18 protein-coding genes are annotated in these 23,187 nt (G+C 61.0%); 7 read left to right on the top strand and 11 right to left on the bottom strand.

From position 1 onward, the window contains the following. Window positions 1-80: 80 nt before the first annotated feature. Window positions 81-1,403: a sigma-54 dependent transcriptional regulator gene (locus BT199_RS05215; protein WP_020302097.1), complete on the bottom strand. Its 1,323-nt coding sequence runs from the start codon at window positions 1,401-1,403 to the stop codon at window positions 81-83. A 344-nt stretch (window positions 1,404-1,747) separates the two neighbouring features. Here BT199_RS05215 and BT199_RS05210 point away from each other — a divergent pair, with 344 nt between their 5' ends. Next, a complete protein-coding gene (locus BT199_RS05210; RefSeq protein WP_014718744.1) occupies window positions 1,748-2,008 on the top strand; it encodes a hypothetical protein in 261 nt (86 codons plus the stop codon). Between the two features lie 67 nt (window positions 2,009-2,075). Here BT199_RS05210 and BT199_RS05205 read toward each other — a convergent pair whose 3' ends face one another. From BT199_RS05205 to gnd, 3 genes are read right to left on the bottom strand one after another with little or no spacing between them, the layout of a single operon-like run. Continuing rightward, window positions 2,076-2,900, bottom strand: a complete 825-nt coding sequence (locus BT199_RS05205) for a Cof-type HAD-IIB family hydrolase (RefSeq protein WP_072434060.1) — start codon at window positions 2,898-2,900, stop codon at window positions 2,076-2,078. Beyond that, window positions 2,897-4,420, bottom strand: coding sequence for a glucose-6-phosphate dehydrogenase (zwf, locus tag BT199_RS05200; RefSeq protein WP_014718746.1), 1,524 nt, complete (start codon window positions 4,418-4,420; stop codon window positions 2,897-2,899). Before zwf ends, BT199_RS05205 begins: the two co-directional genes overlap by 4 nt. Continuing rightward, the gene (gene gnd, locus BT199_RS05195; RefSeq protein WP_019817573.1) at window positions 4,417-5,400 is read right to left on the bottom strand and encodes a phosphogluconate dehydrogenase (NAD(+)-dependent, decarboxylating); all 984 of its coding nucleotides are present in this window, start codon (window positions 5,398-5,400) and stop codon (window positions 4,417-4,419) included. The genes zwf and gnd overlap by 4 nt, the downstream gene beginning before the upstream one ends. A gap of 259 nt (window positions 5,401-5,659) precedes the next feature. Between gnd and BT199_RS27200 the strand changes: the two genes are divergently transcribed. The 4 genes from BT199_RS27200 to BT199_RS05180 all read left to right on the top strand — a co-directional run bounded on the left by BT199_RS27200 (window position 5,660) and on the right by BT199_RS05180 (window position 10,456). After that, a complete protein-coding gene (locus tag BT199_RS27200) occupies window positions 5,660-5,836 on the top strand; it encodes a DUF6026 family protein (RefSeq protein WP_256575928.1) in 177 nt (58 codons plus the stop codon). Between the two features lie 157 nt (window positions 5,837-5,993). After that, window positions 5,994-7,736 (top strand): phosphoethanolamine transferase CptA, encoded by a 1,743-nt coding sequence (locus BT199_RS05190; protein WP_069868542.1) that lies wholly within the window; start codon window positions 5,994-5,996, stop codon window positions 7,734-7,736. A 128-nt stretch (window positions 7,737-7,864) separates the two neighbouring features. Continuing rightward, window positions 7,865-10,102, top strand: a complete 2,238-nt coding sequence (locus BT199_RS05185; RefSeq protein ID WP_072434059.1) for a TonB-dependent siderophore receptor — start codon at window positions 7,865-7,867, stop codon at window positions 10,100-10,102. A 141-nt stretch (window positions 10,103-10,243) separates the two neighbouring features. After that, window positions 10,244-10,456, top strand: coding sequence for a hypothetical protein (locus tag BT199_RS05180; protein ID WP_014718750.1), 213 nt, complete (start codon window positions 10,244-10,246; stop codon window positions 10,454-10,456). A gap of 101 nt (window positions 10,457-10,557) precedes the next feature. Here the strand turns inward: BT199_RS05180 and BT199_RS05175 are convergent, their stop codons facing one another. From BT199_RS05175 to BT199_RS05150, 6 genes are all read right to left on the bottom strand, one after another. Beyond that, entirely contained in the window at window positions 10,558-11,049 is a 492-nt protein-coding gene (locus BT199_RS05175; protein WP_014718751.1) for a GNAT family N-acetyltransferase, read from the bottom strand. Between the two features lie 165 nt (window positions 11,050-11,214). After that, the gene (gene zapE / locus BT199_RS05170) at window positions 11,215-12,321 is read right to left on the bottom strand and encodes a cell division protein ZapE (protein ID WP_058410957.1); all 1,107 of its coding nucleotides are present in this window, start codon (window positions 12,319-12,321) and stop codon (window positions 11,215-11,217) included. 456 nt (window positions 12,322-12,777) lie between these two features. Next, window positions 12,778-14,229, bottom strand: a complete 1,452-nt coding sequence (locus tag BT199_RS05165; RefSeq protein WP_072434058.1) for an efflux transporter outer membrane subunit — start codon at window positions 14,227-14,229, stop codon at window positions 12,778-12,780. Further along, window positions 14,226-17,402: an efflux RND transporter permease subunit gene (locus BT199_RS05160; protein ID WP_072434057.1), complete on the bottom strand. Its 3,177-nt coding sequence runs from the start codon at window positions 17,400-17,402 to the stop codon at window positions 14,226-14,228. Before BT199_RS05160 ends, BT199_RS05165 begins: the two co-directional genes overlap by 4 nt. Next, a complete protein-coding gene (locus tag BT199_RS05155; protein WP_014718755.1) occupies window positions 17,399-18,565 on the bottom strand; it encodes an efflux RND transporter periplasmic adaptor subunit in 1,167 nt (388 codons plus the stop codon). The genes BT199_RS05160 and BT199_RS05155 overlap by 4 nt, the downstream gene beginning before the upstream one ends. A gap of 314 nt (window positions 18,566-18,879) precedes the next feature. Next, window positions 18,880-19,317 (bottom strand): DUF3995 domain-containing protein, encoded by a 438-nt coding sequence (locus BT199_RS05150; protein ID WP_014718756.1) that lies wholly within the window; start codon window positions 19,315-19,317, stop codon window positions 18,880-18,882. Between the two features lie 93 nt (window positions 19,318-19,410). Between BT199_RS05150 and BT199_RS05145 the strand changes: the two genes are divergently transcribed. Both BT199_RS05145 and BT199_RS05140 read left to right on the top strand, forming a co-directional pair. After that, on the top strand, window positions 19,411-19,800 hold the full coding sequence (locus BT199_RS05145) for a DUF2946 domain-containing protein (RefSeq protein WP_014718757.1): 390 nt from the start codon (window positions 19,411-19,413) through the stop codon (window positions 19,798-19,800). Between the two features lie 92 nt (window positions 19,801-19,892). After that, on the top strand, window positions 19,893-22,019 hold the full coding sequence (locus tag BT199_RS05140; RefSeq protein ID WP_072434056.1) for a TonB-dependent receptor: 2,127 nt from the start codon (window positions 19,893-19,895) through the stop codon (window positions 22,017-22,019). A 157-nt stretch (window positions 22,020-22,176) separates the two neighbouring features. On the opposite strand, the gene BT199_RS05135 is transcribed toward BT199_RS05140, so the two are convergent. Beyond that, window positions 22,177-23,184 carry an ABC transporter substrate-binding protein gene (locus tag BT199_RS05135; protein ID WP_058410531.1) on the bottom strand — a complete coding sequence of 336 codons (1,008 nt, stop codon included), beginning with the start codon at window positions 23,182-23,184 and terminating at the stop codon, window positions 22,177-22,179. Window positions 23,185-23,187: the final 3 nt, after the last annotated feature.

Raw genomic sequence — 23,187 nt, 5'->3', positions numbered from 1 at the left:
GGCGGTGTGTCAGTTGCTGCATCTGTGACTGCACTACCGCTTTCGCAGGCAAGCCAGCTCCCACTTTGGGTTTACCCGCCCTAGCGGATCTGGTGTTTATGCAGCAACCGGTAGAACGTCGGCCGGGAAATCCCCAGTACACGGGCCGCGACACTGAGGTTGTCGCTGTGCCGGTTGAGCACATCGCACAACGCCTGACGTTCGGCGCGGTGTTTGTAGTCTTCTAATGTCGCCATCGGCGCCGACATGGCTTGCTGGCCTTGCAGCCCCAGGTCAGCCGCTTCGATCTGCCGCCCTTCGGCCAGTACCAGGCCACGCCGCACGCGGTTGGCCAGTTCACGCACATTGCCCGGCCACGGGTGTTGCCCCATCGCCACCAAGGCCTCTTCGCTGAAACTGCGCGGGCGCCGTCCGGTTTCCTGGCTGTAAAAACGTGAAAAGTGGTTGGCCAGCATCGCCACGTCACCATGGCGTTCGCGCAACGGCGCGGTAACCACTTGCAGCACATTCAGGCGGTAATACAAGTCTTCGCGAAAGGCGCCCTTCTCTACCGCAGCCTCAAGGTTGACGTGAGTGGCGGCCAACACCCGTACATCCACCGGGATCGGCTGGCTGCCGCCAACGCGTTCGATGTGTTTTTCCTGAAGAAAGCGCAACAAGTTGGCTTGCAGCTCCATCGGCAGATCGCCGATTTCATCGAGGAACAGGGTGCCGCCGTTGGCCGCTTCAATACGCCCGATCTTGCGCTGATGGGCGCCGGTAAACGCGCCTTTTTCGTGACCGAACAGCTCGGACTGGATCAGGTGTTCAGGAATAGCGCCACAATTGATCGCGACAAACGGCTTGGTATGCCGCTGGGATTGGCGGTGCAGGGTCTTGGCCACCAACTCTTTGCCCGTGCCACTGTCACCGCGGATCAACACCGGGGATTCAGTCGGCGCCAACTTGGACAACAATTTGCGCAGCTCACGAATGGGGCGGCTCTCGCCCAGCAATTCATGGGGCTCATCCACCGGCGCGTAGCCCTTGCCACGCAGGCGCGCCATGCCGAACGCGCGACCCAGGGTCACCTGTACCCGGGACACATCGAAGGGTAAGGTATGGAAGTCGAAAAACCATTCGCAGACAAAATCGCCGACGTTCTGCAAACGCAGTACATCCTGGCTGAGCACGGCGATCCACTCGGTGCCGCTGCGACCAATCAACTCCTTGACCGCTTCGGGGCGCTCCAGGTGATCCCGCTGCAAGCGCAGCAGGCCCACATCGCAGGAGCGCTCCCCCACCGCCTCCAAGGCACAGCTGTCTACTTCCCAGCCGGCGGTGCGTAAACCGGGTAATAACCCGTGGCAATCGTCACAGGGGTCGACCACCAATAAGCGGCGTTGGGCGGGTGTCGCAATCATGACTATTCCTTGGCGCCAAGATTGTTAAAGTTATTTAGAAACAACAGTTTGTGGCGACCGTTGGTAACCCTAGCAAGATCTTGACGCTTTCCTTGTACCCTTTCGCTATAAGTGCGGGCAAAAAGCCATGCTTGTTTCGTAGCACGCCGAAAGTTGCTCGTCAGTGAAACGCTTATGGCGCTTTCAAAACAGCCGCTTACATGACGTCAATCAGGAAAAGTTAAATTTTCTTGCCCTAGCATGTGACCCGCACGCCACCATCGTGCATCAGTACAAGTAACCCACCGCACGGTCAGCCCAACCGCCGGTACTCACTTGAATGGGCATACAGAGAGAAGACCCAAATGAACGCTCCGCTGCGCATCAACGAAGCTCTTTTGATTGCAGACCGCGCTTTCCAGCCCTTTCAGTGCGTGGCCTGGCACGATGGCGTCGGCGCCCTCAGCCTGAGCGTCATCGACCGTACCAACACCCGCATCGGCAGCAAACAGCTGTCCTGCACTGCGTATACCGACCCGGCTCAACTTGAAAACCTGTTGTTACAGGCCCGCGCCGAGCTCGATAAAGATGGCCACCAGTTGCAGTCTTGGGCAATGCCGAAGTAATGCAATGCGGCAACTTCCAGCCAACGCCAAACATCGGCTGGAAGTTGCGCACTAAAACGTCAGTTACTTAGCGTGCCGCGAGAATAAACCGTTCGAACGCCTCGGCAGCGCCGTCCTCGACATTGCTGCCGGTCACCACATTGGCCTGGCGCTTGACGGTTTCTTCGGCCTGGCCCATGGCAATCGACAATCCCGCCACATGAAACATCGCCGGGTCATTGCCACCGTCACCAATTGCAGCCGTTTGCGCAAGCGGCACGCCCAGGTGCTCGGCCAGGGTTTTCAAGGCTTCGCCTTTGTTGGCCAGCATCGCGGTCACATCCAGATACACCGGCTGCGAACGCGACACCTGGGCCGACCCCTGCACTTTCGGCTGCAATTGCGCCTCCAGCTCCACCAGCAACTGGGTGTTGTTGCTGGCGGCGACGATCTTGTCGACCCGGTCCAGGTAAGGCTCGAAACTCTCCACCACCACCGGCCCATAGCCCAAGCCGTCGGCTTCGCGCTGCACCATGGGCCCGGGCGGATCACGGCGCAGCCAGTCGCCATCGGCAAACACCCAGACTTCCACGTCCGGCTCGGCCGAAAACAGCGCCAGGGTGATCAGCGCCGCTTCCGCCGGCAGATGGTGAGCAACCAGGATGCTGCCATCCGGGTTGACCAACGTACCGCCATTAAAGCCAGCCACCGGCACATCGATGCCAAAGGTCTCGATCAAATGCCGCATGGCTTTGGGCGGACGCCCGCTGGCCAGGCTGAAAAGCACCCCGGCCTCGCGCATGGCGCGAATGGCATCGGCGGTGCGTTGGCTGAGGCTGTGGTCGGGATGCAATAGCGTCCCGTCCACATCACTGAGGACAAACCGGATGGGTTGAATCGTCGCGTCACTCATCCGAGGCTATGCCAAGCGCGGCCATCGCGGGCCAGCAAGGCATCGGCCGCTGCTGGGCCATCCTCACCAGCCTTGTAAGCCTGGATACCGTCATCTTCCTTCCATGCATCCAGGAACGGCTGCACCGCACGCCAGCCGTTCTCGATGTTGTCGGCACGCTGGAACAAGGTCTGGTCGCCGGTCATGCAGTCGTAGATCAGGGTTTCGTAACCCGTCGACGGTTGCATCTCGAAGAAGTCCTTGTAGTCAAAGCCCAATTCGATATTGGCCATTTCCAGGGTCGGCCCAGGCTGCTTGGCCAAAAGGTCGAACCACATGCCTTCGTTCGGCTGGATCTGGATTTTCAGGTAAGTGGGCTTGAGTTCATCGACTTCGGTATCGCGAAATTGCGCATAAGGCGCCTGCTTGAAGCAGATCACGATCTCGGTGTCACGGATGCTCATGCGCTTGCCGGTACGCAGGTAAAACGGCACACCGACCCAACGCCAGTTATCAATCATCACTTTGAGCGCGACGAACGTCTCAGTGCTGCTGTCCGGCGCGACGTTGGCTTCTTCGCGATAGCCGGGTAATGGCTTGCCGGCGATTTCTCCGGCGGTGTATTGGCCGCGCACGGAGTTGGCCCGCGCATCTTCCAGCGACCAGGGGCGGATGGCACCGACCACTTTGGCCTTCTCACCCCGCACCGCGTCGGCACCAAAGGCTGCCGGCGGTTCCATGGCGACCATCGCCAGCAACTGGAATAGGTGGTTGGGCACCATGTCCCGCAGTGTGCCGGTCTTCTCGAAGAAGTTGCCCCGGGTTTCAACGCCGACGGTTTCAGCGGCAGTGATTTGCACGTGATCGATGTAGTGGTTGTTCCAGAACGCTTCGAACAGCACGTTGGAGAAACGGCTGACCAGGATGTTCTGCACCGTCTCCTTGCCCAGGTAATGGTCGATGCGGTAGATCTGCTTCTCGCTCATCACCTTGAGCAGGCAGGCGTTGAGCGCCTCGGCGGTGGCCAGGTCGGAGCCGAACGGCTTCTCGATCACCACGCGCCGAAAGCCATCGTCCGTTTCATTCAACAAGCCAGCGCTGCCCAGGCGCTGCACCACTTCACTGAAAAAGCGCGGAGCGGTGGCCAGGTAGAACACCGCATTGGCGGTGCCGCTGTCAGCGATCTTGCTGGCGATATCGGCATAGGTGCTGTCGTCGAGGAAATCGCCCTCGACGTAGCTGATGCCCTTGGCCAATTGTGCCCACAACGCGGGGTCGAGGGCGTTCTCGGCATTGCCCCTGACCTTGCTGGAGGCTTCGGTACGAATGAAGTCCTCAAGTTTCTTGGCAAAGTCCGCGTCGCTGATGGCGTTGTGATCAACGCCGACAATACGCAGGCCATCGCCCAGCAACCCATCGCGGCTCAGGTTGTACAGCGCCGGCATGAGCAGGCGCTTGACCAGGTCGCCATGGGCGCCAAACAGAAACAATGTGGTGGGTGGAGCAGGTTCGGCCTTGGGTTTCTTGCCGTTGGCGGTCATTTTTTGGAAGTCTCCACATGGCCACCAAAGCCGAAGCGCATGGCAGACAGCATTTTGTCACCGTAGGTGCTCTGCTGGCGGGAACGGAAACGCGCGAACAGCGAGGTCGACAACACCGGAACCGGCACCGCCTGCTCCATGGCTGCTTCGATGGTCCAACGACCTTCACCGCTGTCGGCCACGGAGCCCGAGTAGCCGTCAAGTTTGGGGTCGGTGGCCAGGGCATCGGCGGTCAGGTCCAGCAACCAGGACGACACCACGCTGCCACGACGCCAGACTTCGGCGATGTCGCCGACGTTGAGGTCAAAGCGCTGGTCTTCCGGCAGGTTTTCCGAGTTCTTGGTCTTGAGGATGTCAAAACCTTCGGCAAACGCCTGCATCATCCCGTACTCGATGCCGTTGTGGATCATCTTGACGAAGTGCCCCGAACCCGCTGGGCCGGCGTGAATGTAGCCCTGCTCGGCACGTGGGTCGGCAGAGGCCGAACGGTCCTTGGTGCGCGGGATGTTACCCAGGCCCGGCGCCAGGCTTTTGAAGATCGGGTCGAGGCGATTCACGGTCTCGGTGTCACCACCGATCATCATGCAGTAGCCACGTTCCAGGCCCCAGACGCCGCCCGAGGTGCCCACGTCTACATAGTGCAGGCCCTTTTCAGCCAGGGCTTTGCCGCGACGTACGTCGTCCTTGTAGTTGGTGTTGCCGCCGTCGATGATCACATCGCCGTCTTCCAGCAGTTCGCTCAGTGCGTTGATGGTGTCTTCGGTGGGCGCGCCCGCCGGCAACATGACCCAGACAGCACGGGGCTTTTGCAGGCCGGCCACCAGCGCTTTCAAGTCGGCGACGCCGGTGGCGCCCTCCTCGCTCAAGGCTTTGACGAAGGCTTCGTTACGGTCGTATACAACGGTGGTATGCCCATTGAGCATCAGGCGCCGCGCAATGTTACCGCCCATGCGGCCTAGTCCGATAATCCCCAGTTGCATGTGCTGATGCTCCTAACTTCTAAAAAATGTGTGACATAGTTTATAGCGCAATGAGGCTAATGAGGGTTAGTCCAGAGCGGATCCGTGTAGTTTCATGGCAAAAAATTTGCCATCGTTTCACCATCACCCCGGTAAAAGTCACACGACCACCAAAAATAAAAAAGTTCCCTTGCTGCGAAAAAGAATTCAAACTTGCTTCCGACTGTTGCCAAAAACCTGTTTTGGCACCGCGATCTACCGGCTATTTGCGAGGTAAGCAATGAGCACAGCACAGATGACCCGTCCGCCACAGACCCTCTACGTCACCCTCCGTCGCGATGAACTGCGCCAGTTGAAAGACGAGCGCGATCAGTTGCAACAGGAAGTCCTGCGCCTGCGCTTGCACCTTCAAGCCCAGCTCAATCAACCGTCGGATGCCAAGCCAGCCCTGTGCTGAAAGCCGGGCCGAACGCGTTGTAAGGCAATACCTACAGAAAACTCACAAAGTTTTCACATTCCCCTCTTGATACTCCCGTTCCGCGATGCCGCTCACTTCCTGGGCGGCCCGATGTTGCGCGCCTGTGCGCGACAATCTTTCTCTGATGGGGCGCTGGATGGCGATGTTCAAACGCAGCACGACGACTGCGAAAGGCTTTGATTGGGCCGGCCTTGGCTGGTTATTCCTGTTTTTCTGGTATTTCTCGGGTATTACCCAACTTCTTATCCAACTGACCGGCACCTCCGGCTTCAGTGGCTTCCGCCAGGCCTTCTTCATGAGTGCGCTGTGGCTGGCGCCGATGTTGCTGTTCCCGCGTCGTACACGCCTGCTCGCCGCCTTGATCGGCGTGGTGCTGTGGGCTTGCTCCATGGCGAGCCTGGGTTATTTCTTCATTTATCAGCAGGAATTTTCCCAGAGCGTCATCTTCATCATGTTCGAGTCGAACATCTCTGAAGCCGGCGAATACGCCACCCAATACTTTGCCTGGTGGATCGTGCTGGCGTTCATTGCCCACACCGCCTTCGCCATCTTCCTGTGGACGCGCTTGCGCCCGGTGTACCTGCCGCGCGGTCAGTCAATCGTGGCAGCCATTGCCATCGTCCTGGCGGTGGTGGGCTACCCACTGGTCAAGCAGATCGCCACCAGCGAAACCATGGAATTGGCCATCGACCGTTTCGAAACCCGCATCGAGCCTGCCGTGCCTTGGCAGATGATCGTCGCCTACCGTCGCTACACCGAGCAGCTGGATAACATGCAAGGCATGCTCACCAGTGCAAGCAAGATCCCGCCCTTGAACAACCTCAAGGACAGCATGGCCGGCCAGCCGTCCACACTTGTCTTGGTCATCGGCGAGTCGACCAACCGCCAGCGCATGAGCCTCTACGGCTACCCGCGCAACACCACGCCGGAACTGGACAAGCTGCGCGACCAACTGGCCGTGTTCGATAACGTCATCACCCCGCGCCCCTACACCATTGAAGCGCTGCAACAGGTGCTGACCTTCGCTGACGAAGAAAACCCAGACCTGTACCTCAAGACACCGTCGATTGTCAGCGTGATGAAACAGGCCGGCTACAAGACCTTCTGGATCACCAATCAGCAGACCATGACCAAACGCAACACCATGCTCACGACCTTTTCCGAACAGGCCGACGAGCAGGTGTACCTCAACAACAACCGCAACCAGAACGCCCGTCAGTACGACGGCGATGTACTGGCGCCGTTTTCCAAGGCCCTGGCCGATACCGCGGAACGCAAGTTCATCGTGGTGCACCTGCTGGGCACCCACATGAGCTACCAGTACCGCTACCCGCCGACCTTCGACAAGTTCACCGACCGCCAGGGCGTGCCAGCGGGTGTCAGCGATGCGCAGTTGCCGACCTACAACAGCTATGACAACGCGGTGCTGTACAACGATTTCGTGGTCTCCAGCCTGATCAAGGACTACGCCAAGACCGACCCCAACGGCTTTTTGCTGTACCTGTCGGATCACGGCGAAGACGTGTTCGACTCCGCCGGCCACGACACCTTGGGCCGTAACGAAGGCAAGCCGACCGCGCCGATGTACACCATCCCGTTCATGGCCTACGCCTCGCCAAAATGGCGCGAAAGCCACGACTGGAGCTTCGCCGGCGACTTGCAACGGCCTTACAGCAGTTCGCAGTTGATCCACACCTGGGCCGACATGGCAGGCTTGAGTTTCGATGAGCTGGACCACAGCAAGAGCCTGGTAAGCGACAGCTTCAAGCCACGCCCCCTGTTGATCGGCAACCCTTACGAGACCAAGCAGAAGGCGCTGATCGACTTCAGCCTGATCAAGCCCAAGAAGGCCGACAGCGCCGAAGTGGTGGCCAAATAAGCCAGGGGCTTGCAACAGAAAGATAATAATAATTCTCGTTTAACTATAAAGTTCCGCAGCTCCTTTCGTCTTTGAACCAAGCCCTCCCTGCCTGGGGAGGTATCCAAGACGACAAGGAGTCTGCAGCGATGTTCGCGCCCTTCACCCGTTCCATGACCTTCACCCTCGGCCTGTTCAGCCTGGCGCTGAGCCCGGATTCGCTGGCCGACACCGACCCCGATACAGCCCCCGCCAAAGCCCTGGAACTGGGCGCGACCACCATCAGCGCCGACAACCTGGGCGCCACCACCGAGCACACCGGCGCCTACACTACTGGCTCGATGAGCACCGCCACGCGGCTGAACCTCTCCGTCAAGGAAACCCCGCAATCGATCTCGGTGGTCACACGCCAGCAGATGGACGACTTCAATCTCAACACCCTGACGGATGTGTTGCGCCAGACCACGGGCGTCAACGTTCAGCATTACGACTCCGATCGTGTCTACTACTCCGCCCGAGGCTATGGCATCAGCAACTTCCAGGTTGACGGGATGCTCAACACTTTTGGCTACATGAAGACCGACGCCGACACCATCATCTACGACCGCATCGAAGTAGTGCGCGGCGCGACGGGCCTGACCACGGGCGCAGGCGACCCTTCGGCCACCGTCAACATGGTGCGCAAGCGCCCTACCGCCCACTGGCAGGCCAAGACCGGTATCAGTGGCGCCAGCCATGACAACTACTACAGCTACGTCGACGTCGGCGGCCCGCTGGCGTTCGACGGCAAACTGCGCGGGCGTAACGTGCTGGCTTACCGTGACAGCCAGTCCTTTCGTGACAACTATGGGCTGCAGCGGGCAGTGGGCTACGGCATTCTCGAGGGCGATCTTTCCGACGATACCGTGCTGGCCGTCGGCTTTGATTACCAGGACAAACAGGTACAAGGCACCTCCTGGGGCACCGTGCCCTACTGGAACAGCCAGGGCGGCAAGGCCAGGCTGCCCCGCTCCACCAACATGGCGGCGCACTGGAGTTCCTGGCCGCTGACCGACAAGACCACCTTCGCCACCCTCGACCATCGGCTCGGCGGCGACTGGCACCTGAAGGCCGCCTATACCCATCGCCAGAGCGACACCGATGGCAAGGTGTATTACGGCGGCGCCGGTTTCCCCAACCCCGACCGCAGCGGCATGACGGCCTGGGCCAGCCATATGCGCGGCACCTCGCGCATGGAGGCCATCGACCTCAACCTGGCCGGCAGCTACACGCTGCTGGGCCGCGAACACGCGCTGATGATGGGCTATGGCGAAGCCGCCCAACGGGATGTCTCGCCCTTCATGCGCAGCGACCTGCCAGCCAGCTACTACCCCATCCAGGACTGGAAGCACATGGGCGGCATCGGCAAGTTCACCGACCAGGTGACCGACCTGAAGGGTGAGCACAGCAAGAAACAACAGAAAGCCGGTTACCTGGCCACAAGGCTGAGCCTCACAGACCGCTTGCACGCCGTACTGGGCAGCCGTTACGGCAGTTGGGAGCTGGAAAGCGCAGAGCCCAAATACGATGCCAACGACCAACTGACCGCTTCGGGCAAAACCAGTCAGACCCACAATGATATGTGGACGCCATACGCCGGCCTGCTCTACGACATCACGCCGCAGTACACCGTCTACGCCAGCTATACCGACATCTTCAAACCCCAGGACTACCGTGATGCCAACAAGAAGTACCTGGAGCCCGTGGTCGGCAGTAACTACGAAGTGGGCCTCAAGGGCAGCGTGCTGAACGAGCGCTTGAACCTGGCCGCCGCGTACTTCTGGAGTACCCAGGACAACGTCGCCGAGCGGGATGACTCAGTCCCGCCCAACCCGGTCACGGGCGAGGAGTACTACAGATCCGGCGGCAAAGGTAACAAGGTCAACGGCTTCGAGCTGGAAGCCGCCGGTGAAATCACGCCGGACTGGAACCTGACCGCCGGCTACACCTACACCCATTCAGTCAATGGCTCGGACAAACGCAATAACACCAGCCAACCCTTGAACCTGGTGAAGATCTCCAGCGCCTATCGCCTGCCGGGCGCCTGGCGCAACCTGACGGTGGGCGGCGCAGTGAACTGGCAGAGCGAAACCTACGACTTCAGCAACCGCCCGACCGGGCAGCGCAACAGCGAAGGCCGGCCGATAACCACCCGGGCGAAGATCACGCAACAGGGCTATACCGTGGTCAACCTGATGTCGCGCTACCAGTTCGACGAACAGGTTTCGGCGTCGGTCAATGTGAATAACCTCTTTGATAAGAAATACTACGAGCGCGTTGGTTTTTATAACGGCGTGTATTGGGGTGAGCCGCGTTCCGTCACGCTGGCATTGGATTGGAAGTTATAGCCCCGCCCGTTGAAGTTAACAAAACTGTTAACTTCAACGGCATCTCCCGTTAATTCCCACTTAATAAGATAGCGCCATAGTCGCTCCATGATCTGATCACGGAGCGACCGGACACCTATCACTTTTAATGGGAATACCGCGATGAAAATGTCGACCTTGATACTGGCCAGCCTGATGACCCTGACCTCCGCCGCCGCCTTTGCAGAGGGCGGCGCAGAGCGCTCCAAGGAGTTCTACAACAACTTCAGCTTCATTCAGGAAAAAACCCACGGCAAGGCTGAGCAACAAGTTGCCAGCGCCGATGGCAAATCGGTTAAGTCTGAGACTGTTGATCAGGCACAACCGAACAGCTGAGTTAATGCTTACTTAATCCGTAGCACCCTGCGCCATTCTGCTCCGTTGGCAAAGGTTTATTGGGCGCCCTTTAATGGCGCCCTTTTTTTGCCGGTTATTTATTACAACGGCTTATGCCAGAACAGCATTCGCCCATGGGCGGGATCAAACACTGAGTCGTCAAACCCGAACTTGCGGTATGCCGACTGCGCCAGGGCATTACCTTCCAGCACTTCGAGGGTGATCTTGCAGCAACCGCGCTGCCGGGCGATTTCCTCGACCTTTTGCAGCATCTTCTGACTCAACCCCAAACCCCGAAATTGCTCCTTCACCATCACGTCATGGACGTTGACCAAGGGCCGGCAGGCGAAGGTCGAAAAGCCCTCGAAACAATTGACCAACCCCGCTGGCTCCCCCCCGACGAACGCCAGCACACTGAACGCGTGTGGGCGCTTGGCCAGTTCGGCTGGCAGCTGCTGCAAGAGATCAGCTGGCAGGCTGTGGCCGCCGCCCATCGGGTCTTCAGCGTAAGAGTTGAGCAGCAGGCCAATGGCGTCGGCGTGCACGGCGTTGGTATAGCTGGCTTGCAGCACCAGGATGTCTGGGGTGTCCATGTCCTTCCTCGATAGCGACAACCAGGGAATCGGTTCCCTTTGAGAGGTGCGATTGTAAGCGTGGAGTCGGCAGTAGATGAAGGAGATAAGCGACAAATAGCTGACAGAAAGTGCGAAGGTTGCGCGCATCAAAGCGTGCAATGAGCTTTGGTACAGCGATTTTTCCTATGTGGCGAAGCGTTGCAGCTGCATCTCTTGCAGACGGCTCAGGGTGCGGCGGAAAGGAAACTCCAGGTAGCCTTCGGTGTACAGGCTGTGCAACGGCACCGCGGCGTCGATAAAGAGTGGCACTTTGCGGTCGTAGCATTCGTCCACTAACGCGATAAAACGTCGCACGCTGTCATCGTGCACCGACAACTGCGGCAACTCTCGATCCCCGGCCACCACGCGCTCGGCGCCATCTTCGGTGCCACGGGCAATTCGACCCGGGCGTATTTGTGCACTGAGGTTAGGGACGTCTCCCAGCAGAATGGCGTGGAAGCGATCACACACCAGCATGAAATCCATGGCGGCCAGGGGTTGCTCACACAGGTCGGCATAGCGACACCAAAGCACGGTATCACTGGCCTGCACCGTCATGATGGTGCGGTGCCCTACGCTTACCGCCACACTGTTCACGGCTTGGCCTTGGCTCAATTGTCGGAACACCGCCGCCAGTGCCTCGGGTTGATTCACCCAATAACGCTGCATGCCCACGCCGGGATGCAAGCGATGATCCTCGCCACCGTCCACGGCCACCACCTGCATATGCTGCTTGAGCGCATCGATGCCCGGCAGGAAACGCTCACGGTTGAAGCCATCGGCATACAGCTGGTCGGGCGGCTGGTTGGACGTGCACACCATCACCACACCCTCCTCGAACATCACCTGGAACAGGCGACCGAGAATGATCGCGTCCCCGATGTCATTCACAAACAGCTCATCGAAGCACAGCACACGCACCGCCTGGCTCAGCTCCCTGGCCAACGCCTGCAAGGGGTCCTGGGTGCCCGTGAGCTGGAATAAACGCTGGTGGACCCAGGCCATGAAGTGGTGAAAATGCTGACGCCGCGCAGGCACGCGCAGGCTTTGGTAGAACTGGTCCATCAACCAGGTCTTGCCACGCCCCACCGGCCCCCAGAGGTAAACGCCGGCAATCGACGAACGCCCTTGATGCAAGGCCTCGTGACAGGCTTGCAAGGCTTGTACCGCCCGGCGCTGGGCATCGTCGGCGACGAAACCTGGTTGGGCGATTGCATGTTGATAAGCGGCGAGAGGCGAGTCGAAAGTCATGCTTGCCAGTATGACGGACGCAGAGCTGTCGAGGCGCGAAATCTTGCCTGCCAACGGTAACCACGATGCGAAGCGAGCCGCTCTTGATCTTGCTCTTGATCTGCTTTTGATCTTAAGCGCCCCGTTAAACCACGCTGGCCGTAATTCGACAGGGATTTGGGGGGTAAACCGGCAGGGATGCCGGTTTAGCCGCCCCGCGCCATGGATGGCGCGTGGCGGCGGCCCCCCAAATCACTGGCGGATTACGGGCACACCGAGCCCAGGCGAGGTGCCGAGTGGTGGGGCAAGAGCGTTTTGCTTACTTTTGTCTGGGCCGGCATTCCGGCTTTTCAAAAGTGAGCCGCTGTAAAAGCGGAACCCTAAGTGGCCGTTACCGCAGGAATGGATATGTACTCGGTATAACTGTAACGACTGTCAGGCCGCTATCGCAGGCAAGCCAGCTCCCACAGGTCCACGTTAGCGCAACACCGTGGCCCCCTGGCACGCCTGCCCCGCCCGCTCACAGACCTCCCACCCACCACCCAGCGCCTTATAGATCCCCACCACCGCCAAGCGCTGTTCCGTGCGCGCCGCCGTCAACGCCCGGCGGCTGGTGAAGTCCGCGCGTTCGGCCTCAAGCACATCCAGGTACACCCCTTCACCTTGCGCAAACCGCTCACGCGCAAAGCTGGCTGCCTCACGATTGGCCGCCGCTTCCAGCAGCCGCAGGCCCAGGGCATTACCGGCTGTAAGGTTGGCCTGGAACGCATCATCGGTTTCCTGCAGGGCTCGCAACACGGTCTGGTCATAAGCGATCAAGGCAGCTTGGGTGCGCGCTTCGCTGGCGGCAATCCGCGCTCGTACGCGCCCGGTGTCCAGCAACGACCAGCGAATCACCGGCGCGATAAAGTTCGACTGCATGCCCGCATCGCCCAGGGCGCTGAGACTTCCGGCCAGTAAACCGATGGAGCCCTGCACCTGGATGTCCGGATACAAGCCAGCGGTTTCCACGCCAATCTGCGCGGTCGCAGCCGCCAGCGTGCGTTCGGCCGCGGCAATATCGGCGCGACGCGCCAGCAGGCCGGCCGGGTCTCCCACCTGCAACGTGCGCAGGTTCAAGGTTTCACGCCCAGGCCGGGCCAGCGGTGGCTTGAACCCCTGGGGCGCTTGCCCCAGCAGCACCGCCAGCGCGTTGGTTGACTTGGCGCGACGTCGCTCCAGGTCAGGCGCTACCGCCTCGACATTGCGCAACAAGGCCTCGGCCCGCAGCCGGTCGAATTCGGTGGCGGCGCCGACGCTGACCATCTGCCCCACCAGGCCCAGGCTGTCGCGCTGGCTCTGACTGATATCCGCGACCACCGCCTGTTCGGCTTCGATCCCTTGTAACTCGAACCAGGTTGCCGCGACCGTCGCCGCGACGCTCGCTTGCACGCTGCGCAGCAATGCCTGACGCGACCCCGCCTGGGCCTGGGCCGCCTCCACCGAGCGACGCACGCGGCCAAACAAGTCGATTTCCCAGGCTGCATCCACCGCCGCGCGGGTAGTTTCAATAGAGCGCTGCTCGCCGAAGGGAGTCTCGACCTCGCTACGCTGGCGGTGCTCGTAGCCCAGGGCAGCGCCGCCGCTGGGCAGGAAGCCTTGGCGGCTTTCGCGCAGCAACGCCTTGGCTTCGTCCAGGCGCGCGGCAGCGATGCCGATGTCGTGGTTGGCCGCCAGTGCCTGTTGGATCAATTGGCTCAGTGCCGGCTCGTCGAACACTTGCCACCACTGCACCTCTACCTCGCCCGGACCAAGCCCGGCGATGGGCGCGCCGAAGCTCGTCGCCCGCTGCGCAGCAGGCAGCACCGGCGCGGAGTAATCAGGCCCAACCGAGCCGCAACCGGCCAGCAGGGTCAACGACAACAGAAAAGCTGGATACGCCTGTTTCATGATGCGCTCTCCTTTAGCTGCACCTTCGGACTCGCCCCCTGGCGCTGCACGCGCAGCGCCAGGCTGCGCATCACCACATAGAACACGGGCGTCAGGAACAGACCGAACAGCGTCACGCCCAACATCCCGGCAAACACCGCAACCCCCATGGCATGGCGCATCTCGGCGCCTGCCCCACTGGCAAATACCAGCGGGACTACGCCGGCGATAAACGCCAGGGACGTCATCAGGATCGGGCGCAGGCGCAATTGACAGGCGTGGATCACCGCTTCCAATGGGCTGGCGCCTTCGGCTTCGAGGCTGCGGGCAAACTCGACGATCAGGATGGCGTTCTTCGCCGCCAAGCCCACCAGCACCACCAACCCGATCTGCACGAACACGTTGTTGTCGCCCTCCACCAGCCACACGCCGAGGATTGCGCTGAGCAGGCACATGGGCACGATCAGCAACACCGCCAACGGCAGCAGCCAACTGTTGTACTGCGCGGCGAGGATCAGATACGCCAGCAATACACACAGCGGGAAAATAAACAGGGCCGATGACCCGGCGAGCTTTTGCTGGTAGGTCAGGTCTGTCCATTCATAGGTCACGCCCTCGGGCAGTACCTCCTGGGCCAGGCGTTCCATGAGCGCAACCGCCTGCCCGGAGCTGACCCCAGGCATCGCGCCGCCAGAGATATCCGCCGAGGGATAGCCGTTGTAGTGAATCACCCGGTCAGGCCCGGAGCTCGGCGTGACCGTGACAAACGCTGATAACGGCAGCATGTCCCCGACGGCATTGCGCACCTGCAGACGGCCGATGGCTTCGGCTTGCATGCGATGGTCCGCATCGGCCTGGGCCGTGACTTTGTAGGTGCGGCCAAACCGGTTGAAGTCATTGACGTACAGCGACCCCAGATAGACCTGCAGCGACTCGAACACATCCGCCAGGCGCACGCCCTGGCTCTTGACCTGGGTGCGGTCGATGTCGACATTCAGTTGCGGCGCATTGACGTCCAGGCTGGTCATCAGCCCGGCCACTTGGCCTGACTCAGTGGCTTTGGTCATCAGGACCTGGGTCTGCTGCACCAGCGCCTCAAGCCCGACGCCGCCACGGTCCTCGACCTGCAGCTTGAAGCCCCCGGTCACCCCGAGCCCCGGCACCGGTGGCGGCGGGAACACGCCGAGGAAGCCGTCGGGGATGCTCGCAAACTTGGCTTGCAGACGCCCGGCGATGGCGACCGCCGCCATATCCGGCGAGGTGCGCTCTTTGAACGGATCAAGCATCACAAACATCACCGCCGCATTCGGGACGTTGACGAAGCCGTTGACCGACAGCCCCGGGAACGCCACGACGCTCTCGACCCCCGGCTCATCCAGGGCGATTTTCGACATTTGCCGCACCACCGCATCGGTACGCTCCAACGAGGCCGCGTTCGGCAGTTGGGCGATGCCGACCAGGTAGTATTTGTCTTGCATCGGCACGAAGCCGGCCGGTACCGCGTTGAAGCCGAACCAGGTCAACGCGAGCAAACCGCCGTAGGCCAACAGCGCCACGCCGCGACGGCCGACGACCTTGCGCACGGTATTGCCATAGGCTTGTGGCGCTCGCTGAAACGGCCGGCCCAGCACCTCAAGCAGCCGCGTGGCGCGACCACGCAGGCTGCGCGGGTCATGCACCAAGGCCGCATGCCGTGGCCGCAGCAACAGGCCGGCCAGCGCCGGACTGAGGGTCAACGAGTTGACCGCCGAGAGGATGGTGGAAATCGCGATGGTCAGCGCAAATTGCCGATAGAACTCGCCTTGCAGGCCACTGAGAAACGCGGTGGGAATGAACACGGCCGCCAGCACCGAGGTGATCGCAATGATAGGGCCGGTGACCTCGCCCATCGCCCGTCGCGCAGCCTGCATCGGCTCCTCGCCGTTCTCGATATGCCGCTCGACGTTCTCCACCACCACGATGGCATCGTCGACCACGATGCCAATCGACAGCACCAGGCCAAACAGCGACAAGGTATTGAGGGAGAAGCCCATCAGGTGCATGACCGCAAAGGTGCCAATGATCGACACCGGCACGGCCATCAAAGGAATCAGCGACGCACGCCAGTTGCGCAGGAACACCACCACCACGATCACCACCAGCAGGATCGCTTCCATCAGCGTGATGGCCACCGACTCCAGCGAAGCGCGCACAAACACGGTGGGGTCATAGGCAATCCGCGACACCAGCCCCTCGGGGAAGTTGGTTTGCAGACGCTGCATGGTCTCGCGCACCGACTGCGCCACATCGAGGGCATTGGCCCCTGGGCTCTGGATGATCTGCAAGGCCACCGCCGGCTCGCCGTCCAACAGGCTGCGCAGCGCGTAGGCATCGGCGCCCATCTCGATACGGGCCACATCACGCAGGCGCGTGACCTGGCCGTTATCGCCGGTGCGGATGATGATATCGCCGAACTGCTCTTCGTCCGTCAGGCGCCCGAGGGTATTGACCGTGACTTGGAACGCCGCAGTAGAGTCCGGCGCCTGGCCGACCGAGCCGGCGGCCACTTGCACGTTCTGCTCGCGCACGGCAGCAATCACATCACCGGCGGTCAAGCCTCGGGCGGCGATCAGGTCCGGGTCGAGCCACAGGCGCATGCTGTATTCACCCGCGCCCCACACCAGCACATCGTTGATCCCCGGCAGGCGCGACAACTCATCGCGCACCTGCAGGTAGGCATAGTTGGAGATATAGAGCGGATCATAACGTTGGTCGGGGGACAGCAGGTGGACCACCATGAGGATGTCCGGCGAGGTCTTCTGCGTGACCACGCCCAGGCGCTGCACCTCTTCGGGCAAGCGCGGCAAAGCTCGCGAAACACGGTTCTGCACCTGGATCTGCGCCATGTCCGCGTTGGTGCCCTGGGCGAAGGTCGCGGTCAGGATCATGCGGCCATCGGTGGCCGACTGCGAGGTCATGTAAAGCATGCCTTCCACCCCGGTGACCACCTGTTCCAGCGGCGCTGCCACCGTCTCGGCAATCACCTGCGGGTTGGCCCCCGGATACGACGCGGTCACTTGCACCGTGGGCGGCGTGACGGCCGGGTATTCGCTCAACGGCAAATGGAAGAAGGCCACGATGCCGCCGATCATCATCAACACCGAGAGGACAATGGCGAAGATCGGTCGGTCAATGAAAAAGCGTGGGAAGCTCATTGCACGCCCCCCACCGCCAGCGGAGCCTCAAGCGGCTTGCCCTCGATGCTGGCAGCCAGCGGTGTCACCTGCATGCCGGGGCGCACCAGCCCTTTGACGACAATGCGCTCGCCCGGTTGCAGCCCCTGTTCGATGACCCGCAGGCCGTCGACCACTGGGCCCAGTTCCACCGGGCGGTATTCGGTTTTATCACCTTCACCGACTACCAGCACATAGCGACGGCCCTGGTCGGTGCCGATGGAATGGTCGGCAATCAACACCCGGGGTTGCGCCGCGCCGGTGTCCAGCTTGACCTTGGCGAACAGCCCCGGCGTCAAGCGCCCATCCGGGTTTTCCACCACCGCACGCACGCGCACCGTGCCGGTCTTGCGGTCAGCCGAGTTGGCCAGAAAATCCACGCGACCGGCCCGTGCATAGGTGGTGTCGTTGAGCATCGCCACCATGACCTTGGCGGCTTGTTCGCCCTTGGCCCCGGCGTGTTGCCGCGTCGCTGCCAACGAATGCAGGTAGGTGCGTTCATCCACATCGAAATACACATGCAAGGGGTCGATGGAAACAATCGTGGTCAGCGCTGTTTCCCCACGGGTGACATAGTTGCCTTCCGTCACCAGGGCGCGGTCGATACGCCCGCTGATAGGTGCGGTGACGCGGGTGTAACTCAGGTCCAGTTGGGCCGTATCCAGCGCAGCCCTGGCGGCCTCCACCTGCGCTCTGCCGGCGTTCAACGAAGCAACGGCGGTGTCGAGACGATCACGTGCCACCACCTTCTTGGCATATAACTGCTCGGCACGGCCATGCTCGGCCTGGGCCAGCAACGCATTGGCCTCGGCCTCGCGCAGACGTGCCTTGGCTGCGTTCACTGCCGCCTGGAACATACGCGGATCGATCACAAACAATGGACTGCCCTTGGCCACGAACTGCCCTTCAGGCACGCTGACACTTTGCAGATAGCCACTGACTCGCGGGCGCAATTGAACCTGGTCGATGGCGGTCAACGAACCGGTGTACTCCACAAACGGCGTCACCGCACGCGCCACCACCTGGGCTACCGGCACGCCAGGGGGCTTGGCGGCCGCGGCTGGCGGTGAATTGTCTGAGCATCCGCCCAGCGTCAACGCTACGGCCAACACCCCGGTGATCAGGCTGACTGGTTTGGTGTACATCGTTCACCCTCCTTGGAATTTTCAAGACAAACCGACACGTGGGTTTTTATCCGGCTTGCCATACTGGGAAGGTCAAGCGCTATAAAACCGGGGGTGTGTTTTGTCTGGGAAATACTTGGAGGTGAATCAAATGGCGGCCAGCGTGGCTTGGTGGCGCTCGGGGTTACCTGTCGAACGCGGCTGAAGGTGGGAGCTGGCTTGCCTGCGAAGGGATCGACCCGGTTTGGTTGATAGACCGAGGTGCCTGCATCGCAGGCAAGCCAGCTCCCACCTTTGGATTGCGCGGTGTCAGCCTGGTATCTGTGGGCTCAGGCTCAGGTCCAGGCGACTACCAGCAAGCCGGCGCCCAACACCAGGCACAACGGCGAATAGAAGTAGGTGTCCAGACGAGCGAACCGCGACCCGCCGACCTTCTTGAAGAACCCCACCAGCTCCGAATCCCCTATCGCTCGGGCAAACATCAGCACGGCAATCGCGCTGATGCCCCACTGCAACGCCCCATGGGACACCGGCGAGAAATACAGCCCGGCGCGCAGGCACACAAGCAAGGCAATCGCCACCAGCCCCATCGCCACCAGAAAAGTGCCCAGCGCCGACGGTTTGAACGCCGGCCTGGGCCCGCTGGCAAACTCTCCGGGCAGTTGCGGGATAGCGGCCAGGCTGCCGAGCTTGCCACCCGCAGCCCAATACAGATGCACCATGCTGATGAAGGTAAATACCCCGACGATCCACCGCGCAATCACAAAGCTCATGGTCGGCGCTCCACAAAAATGTGCGAATGAGGATAGCCGCCCTGAGTTTTTTTGCAGGCATTTCGTCGGTCGCTGATGATAAAGTGCCGCCCCATGAAACTTGCCCGTGCCGACCGTTCACTCATTGCCTGGATGCTCTACTGCTGCGTCCTGTTCAATGTGTTCGCCTGCAGTATTGGTCATGGGCAAAGGGTGGGGATGCAGCTCAACGGCATCAGCGGCCAGTTCTGTACGGTCGACCCACGTACCCAGGCGCCGCTGCCCAGCAACTCGACGGACGAGAACCTGCCAACGCTGTCGAAGGCGTTTGGTTGCCCGCTGTGTTCTACCGGCGGCATGGGCCCGGCGCTCAACTCCCACCTGAATGTGGCGGTCCTGCCGCAACCCCATGCACCGCCTGCTGCGGTGGTGCTTGCCGCTGACATCCCTGCCCGCTTCACCTGGCCTGCGGCTAATCCGCGCGCGCCACCTGCCCTTGCCTGATCCCTGCGCTTACTGATCTGCATCGCCCCGTTTCCGTCAGGAGTACGGGTAGCAGTGCGTTGTTTTCGAGCCAAGTTTTCAGGATTCCAACCATGAAACATTTACCCCTGCTGGCGGGCCTGTTCGGCTGCCTGCCTGTTTGCGCCTCGGCCCTTGAGTTGGCCCCGACCACCATTGACGGCGAGCAAAGTGCCGAGCCTGGGCTGGCCCTGGACCAATCCAGCGGCATGGCCTCGCGCCTGGGCCTGAGCGTGCGGGAAACCCCGGCGTCAGTGGCCATCGCCAACCGCAACGATATCGAGCGCCACGGCGCCAAGACCTTCCGCGATGCGGCCAATACCCTGCCCGGTGTCAACGCCAGCGCCCCGCCCGGTTTTGGCGGTTTTGTCTCGTACCGAGGGTTTACCAGTAGCCAGATCACCCAGATGTTCAACGGCATCAATGTCGCCACGGGCCTGGCGCGGCCGGTGGATGCGTGGATCTATGACCGCGTCGAACTGGTAGGCGGCCCCTCCTCCTTGATCAACGGCGCAGGCTCAGTGGGTGGCTCGCTGAACTACGTGACCAAGCTGGCAAACCGCGAGGAACAGGCCATCGAAGGCCAACTGAGCTATGGCAGCTACGACACCGCCGGTCTGGCGTTCGGCCTCAACCATGCGCTGACCGAACCCGGTGCCGAGGTGCAGCATTACGCCCGCCTGGATGTGAGCCGCAACACCAACCACAGCTACATCGACCGCGACCAGCGCGATGCCTGGAGCGTGGCGTTTTCCCTGCTCAGCGACCTCACCCCCAACCTGTCCCACACCCTGGCCCTGGAATATCAGGACGAACATGCAGACAGCCCGTATTGGGGTACGCCTGTGCTCAACCCCAAGGCCGGTGAACTGAAGATCGACAAGCACAACCGCTTCAATAACTACAACGTTGCCGACGGCCGTTATGAGCAACGCACGATCTGGGCACGTTCAATCATCGACTACCGGATCAACGACAGCACCACACTGAAAAATACCCTCTATCACCTCGACAGCCAGCGCGACTATCGCAACCTGGAGACCTACCAGTACAACGCCGACAACAGCGCGGTGAACCGCTCAACGGCCTATCAGGTGCGGCATCAGGGCGAGCAGAACGGCAACCAGTTCGAACTGCGCCATGACACGAGCGTGTTCGGCCTTGCCACCACCTGGTCGGGTGGTTTTGAGTACAAGGTCAACAGCACCACCAACAGCCCCTTGAACGTGCCGGGCAAAAGTACCGTGGACCCGAACCACTACGACCCAGGGCACTTTTATGATATTCCCGGTACCCAGCCAGGTTTCGCCAAGGACAAGACCAACCAAGTAACCACCAAGGCACTGTTCGTGGAAAACCGTCTGGGACTGACGGATAAGCTCTCGCTGCTGACCGGCCTGCGCTATGACGCCATCGACCTGGACGTGACCAACCACCGCACCATCACCGCCACCAACCCGCGGCACTTCAAGCGCAGTTGGGAGCCGGTGACGGGCCGGGTGGGCCTGACCTATCAGTTCATCCCGTCCGCCAACGTCTATGTGCAATACAGCACCGCCGTCGAACAGCCCAATACCACCACCCAGGTGTTCGACGTGTCCACGGGCAAGCAATGGGAAATCGGCAGCAAGTTCGATTACCTGGAAGGTCGGGGCTCCGCCACGGTCGCCGCCTACAAGATCGAACGCAAGGACTTTGCCGTCACCGACCCGCTGGACCCGACCAACAGCATCCCGGTGGGCGCGCAGTCGTCCAAGGGCATCGAACTGGCCAGCTCGTTGCACATCACGCCGAGGCTATTGGCCGAAGGCAACTTCGCTTGGGTGGACGCGCAGTACGATGAGTTCAACGAAAAAACCGCCAGCGGCGAGGTGGTGTCGCGTAAGGGCAATACGCCGACCAACGTGCCCAAGCGCGTGGGTAACCTATGGCTGACCTACGATTTTGCCGAGGATTGGCAAGGTGGGGTGGATGCGCGGTATGTCGCCCAGGTGTACGCGGACAATGCCAATACCCAGACCGTACCGGCCTATACGCTGTTCGGCACCTTCCTGCGCTATAAGCTAGATGCGAACACCTCGGTAACCGGGCGCGTGCGTAACCTGACTAACGAGGTGTACGCAGAGTTTGCCCATGTGTCGCCGGCGTACTATCTGGGATCACCGAGGACCTTTGAGCTGGCCGTACAGACCAAGTTCTAACGCTGCAACGACCGTTGACTTGAAATGCAATTGAATGTGGGAGCTGGCTTGCCTGCGATAGCGGTGGGTCAGCATAAAAATATGTTGTCTGACACTCAGTCATCGCAGGCAAGCCAGCTCCCACATCTTGATCTTCGCTCGATACAAAGACCGCCGGTTACTGGAGGCTCGCCTCGACCTTCTGCGCCACATCGTCCGTCAACCAGGCCTTCCACACTTGCGGATGTTCCTTGAGGAACGCCTGGGCGACCTCCCGAGGCGGCGTGTGGTGTTCGCTCATCGTCGCCAAGGCTTTGTTAAGCGGCTCGATGGGGAACTCGACCTTCTCGAAGAACTGGGCAATCTGTGGGTGTTCCTGCTGGAACGGCGTCGAAACGCCAATGCTCAGCTTGGAAGCCAATGAGCGTGTCGGCTTCGGGTTCGGGTTGTCGGCGTCAGTCAGGGTCTTCCACGCATCTGCATCAAATGGCGGTTCTTCCAGCTGGATCAATTTATAGCGCCCCATCAACGGGGTCGGCGACCAGTAATAGAACAGCACGGGCTTGCCCCGGCGAATCGACGAGGCAATCTCCGCATCCAGCGCCGCCCCCGAACCGCTGCGGAAGTTCACGTAGCTGTCGTCCAGCCCATAAGCCTTGAGCTTCTGTTTGTTGACCACCTCGGAGGTCCAGCCGATGGGGCTGTTGAGAAAGCGCCCCTTGCCTGGGGACTCCGGGTCTTTGAACACGTCCTTGTAGCGCGCCAGGTCCTGTACGCTTTTCAAATCTGGTGCCAGGGGCTTGAGTCCTTTAGAGGGGTCACCCTTGACCACGTATTCCGGCACCCACCAGCCTTCGGTAGCGCCTTTGACGATATCGCCCAGGCCCGCCACCTTGCCTTCGGCTTGCGCCTTGACCCACACAGGGCTGCGGCCTGCCCACTCCTCGCCGATCACCTGGATATCATTCTTGGCCAGGGCGGTTTCCAGGGTGATGGTGGTGCCAGGCAACGTGTCGGTGGGCAGGTCATAGCCCTTCTCGACGATAAAACGCAGTACTTCTGTGATCAGGCTGCCGCTTTCCCAGTTCAGGTCGGCAAAATGCACCGGCGCCTGGGCGGCCGATACCGGCAATGACAGACTCAGGGTCGTCAGGCCCATCGCCAGCAGTGACTTCAATCCTTTCATGCC

It is taken from the genome of Pseudomonas sp. NFR02 (genome assembly GCF_900119375.1).
Taxonomy (GTDB): Bacteria; Pseudomonadota; Gammaproteobacteria; order Pseudomonadales; family Pseudomonadaceae; genus Aquipseudomonas; species Aquipseudomonas paracarnis.
This window is presented reverse-complemented; position numbering and strand designations above follow the sequence as displayed.

Bases quoted from the DNA above. Each gene is read 5' to 3' on its own strand.
- BT199_RS05205 (WP_072434060.1), bottom strand. From the start codon at position 2,900: ATGAGTGACGCGACGATTCAACCCATCCGGTTTGTCCTCAGTGATGTG.
- BT199_RS05165 (WP_072434058.1), bottom strand. From the start codon at position 14,229: ATGAAACAGGCGTATCCAGCTTTTCTGTTGTCGTTGACCCTGCTGGCC.
- BT199_RS05145 (WP_014718757.1), top strand. From the start codon at position 19,411: ATGAAACTTGCCCGTGCCGACCGTTCACTCATTGCCTGGATGCTCTAC.
- gnd (WP_019817573.1), bottom strand. From the start codon at position 5,400: ATGCAACTGGGGATTATCGGACTAGGCCGCATGGGCGGTAACATTGCG.
- BT199_RS05155 (WP_014718755.1), bottom strand. From the start codon at position 18,565: ATGTACACCAAACCAGTCAGCCTGATCACCGGGGTGTTGGCCGTAGCG.
- BT199_RS05180 (WP_014718750.1), top strand. From the start codon at position 10,244: ATGAAAATGTCGACCTTGATACTGGCCAGCCTGATGACCCTGACCTCC.
- BT199_RS05150 (WP_014718756.1), bottom strand. From the start codon at position 19,317: ATGAGCTTTGTGATTGCGCGGTGGATCGTCGGGGTATTTACCTTCATC.
- zwf (WP_014718746.1), bottom strand. From the start codon at position 4,420: ATGACCGCCAACGGCAAGAAACCCAAGGCCGAACCTGCTCCACCCACC.
- BT199_RS05135 (WP_058410531.1), bottom strand. From the start codon at position 23,184: ATGAAAGGATTGAAGTCACTGCTGGCGATGGGCCTGACGACCCTGAGT.
- BT199_RS05185 (WP_072434059.1), top strand. From the start codon at position 7,865: ATGTTCGCGCCCTTCACCCGTTCCATGACCTTCACCCTCGGCCTGTTC.
- BT199_RS05160 (WP_072434057.1), bottom strand. From the start codon at position 17,402: ATGAGCTTCCCACGCTTTTTCATTGACCGACCGATCTTCGCCATTGTC.
- zapE (WP_058410957.1), bottom strand. From the start codon at position 12,321: ATGACTTTCGACTCGCCTCTCGCCGCTTATCAACATGCAATCGCCCAA.
- BT199_RS27200 (WP_256575928.1), top strand. From the start codon at position 5,660: ATGAGCACAGCACAGATGACCCGTCCGCCACAGACCCTCTACGTCACC.
- BT199_RS05210 (WP_014718744.1), top strand. From the start codon at position 1,748: ATGAACGCTCCGCTGCGCATCAACGAAGCTCTTTTGATTGCAGACCGC.
- BT199_RS05175 (WP_014718751.1), bottom strand. From the start codon at position 11,049: ATGGACACCCCAGACATCCTGGTGCTGCAAGCCAGCTATACCAACGCC.
- BT199_RS05190 (WP_069868542.1), top strand. From the start codon at position 5,994: ATGGCGATGTTCAAACGCAGCACGACGACTGCGAAAGGCTTTGATTGG.
- BT199_RS05140 (WP_072434056.1), top strand. From the start codon at position 19,893: ATGAAACATTTACCCCTGCTGGCGGGCCTGTTCGGCTGCCTGCCTGTT.
- BT199_RS05215 (WP_020302097.1), bottom strand. From the start codon at position 1,403: ATGATTGCGACACCCGCCCAACGCCGCTTATTGGTGGTCGACCCCTGT.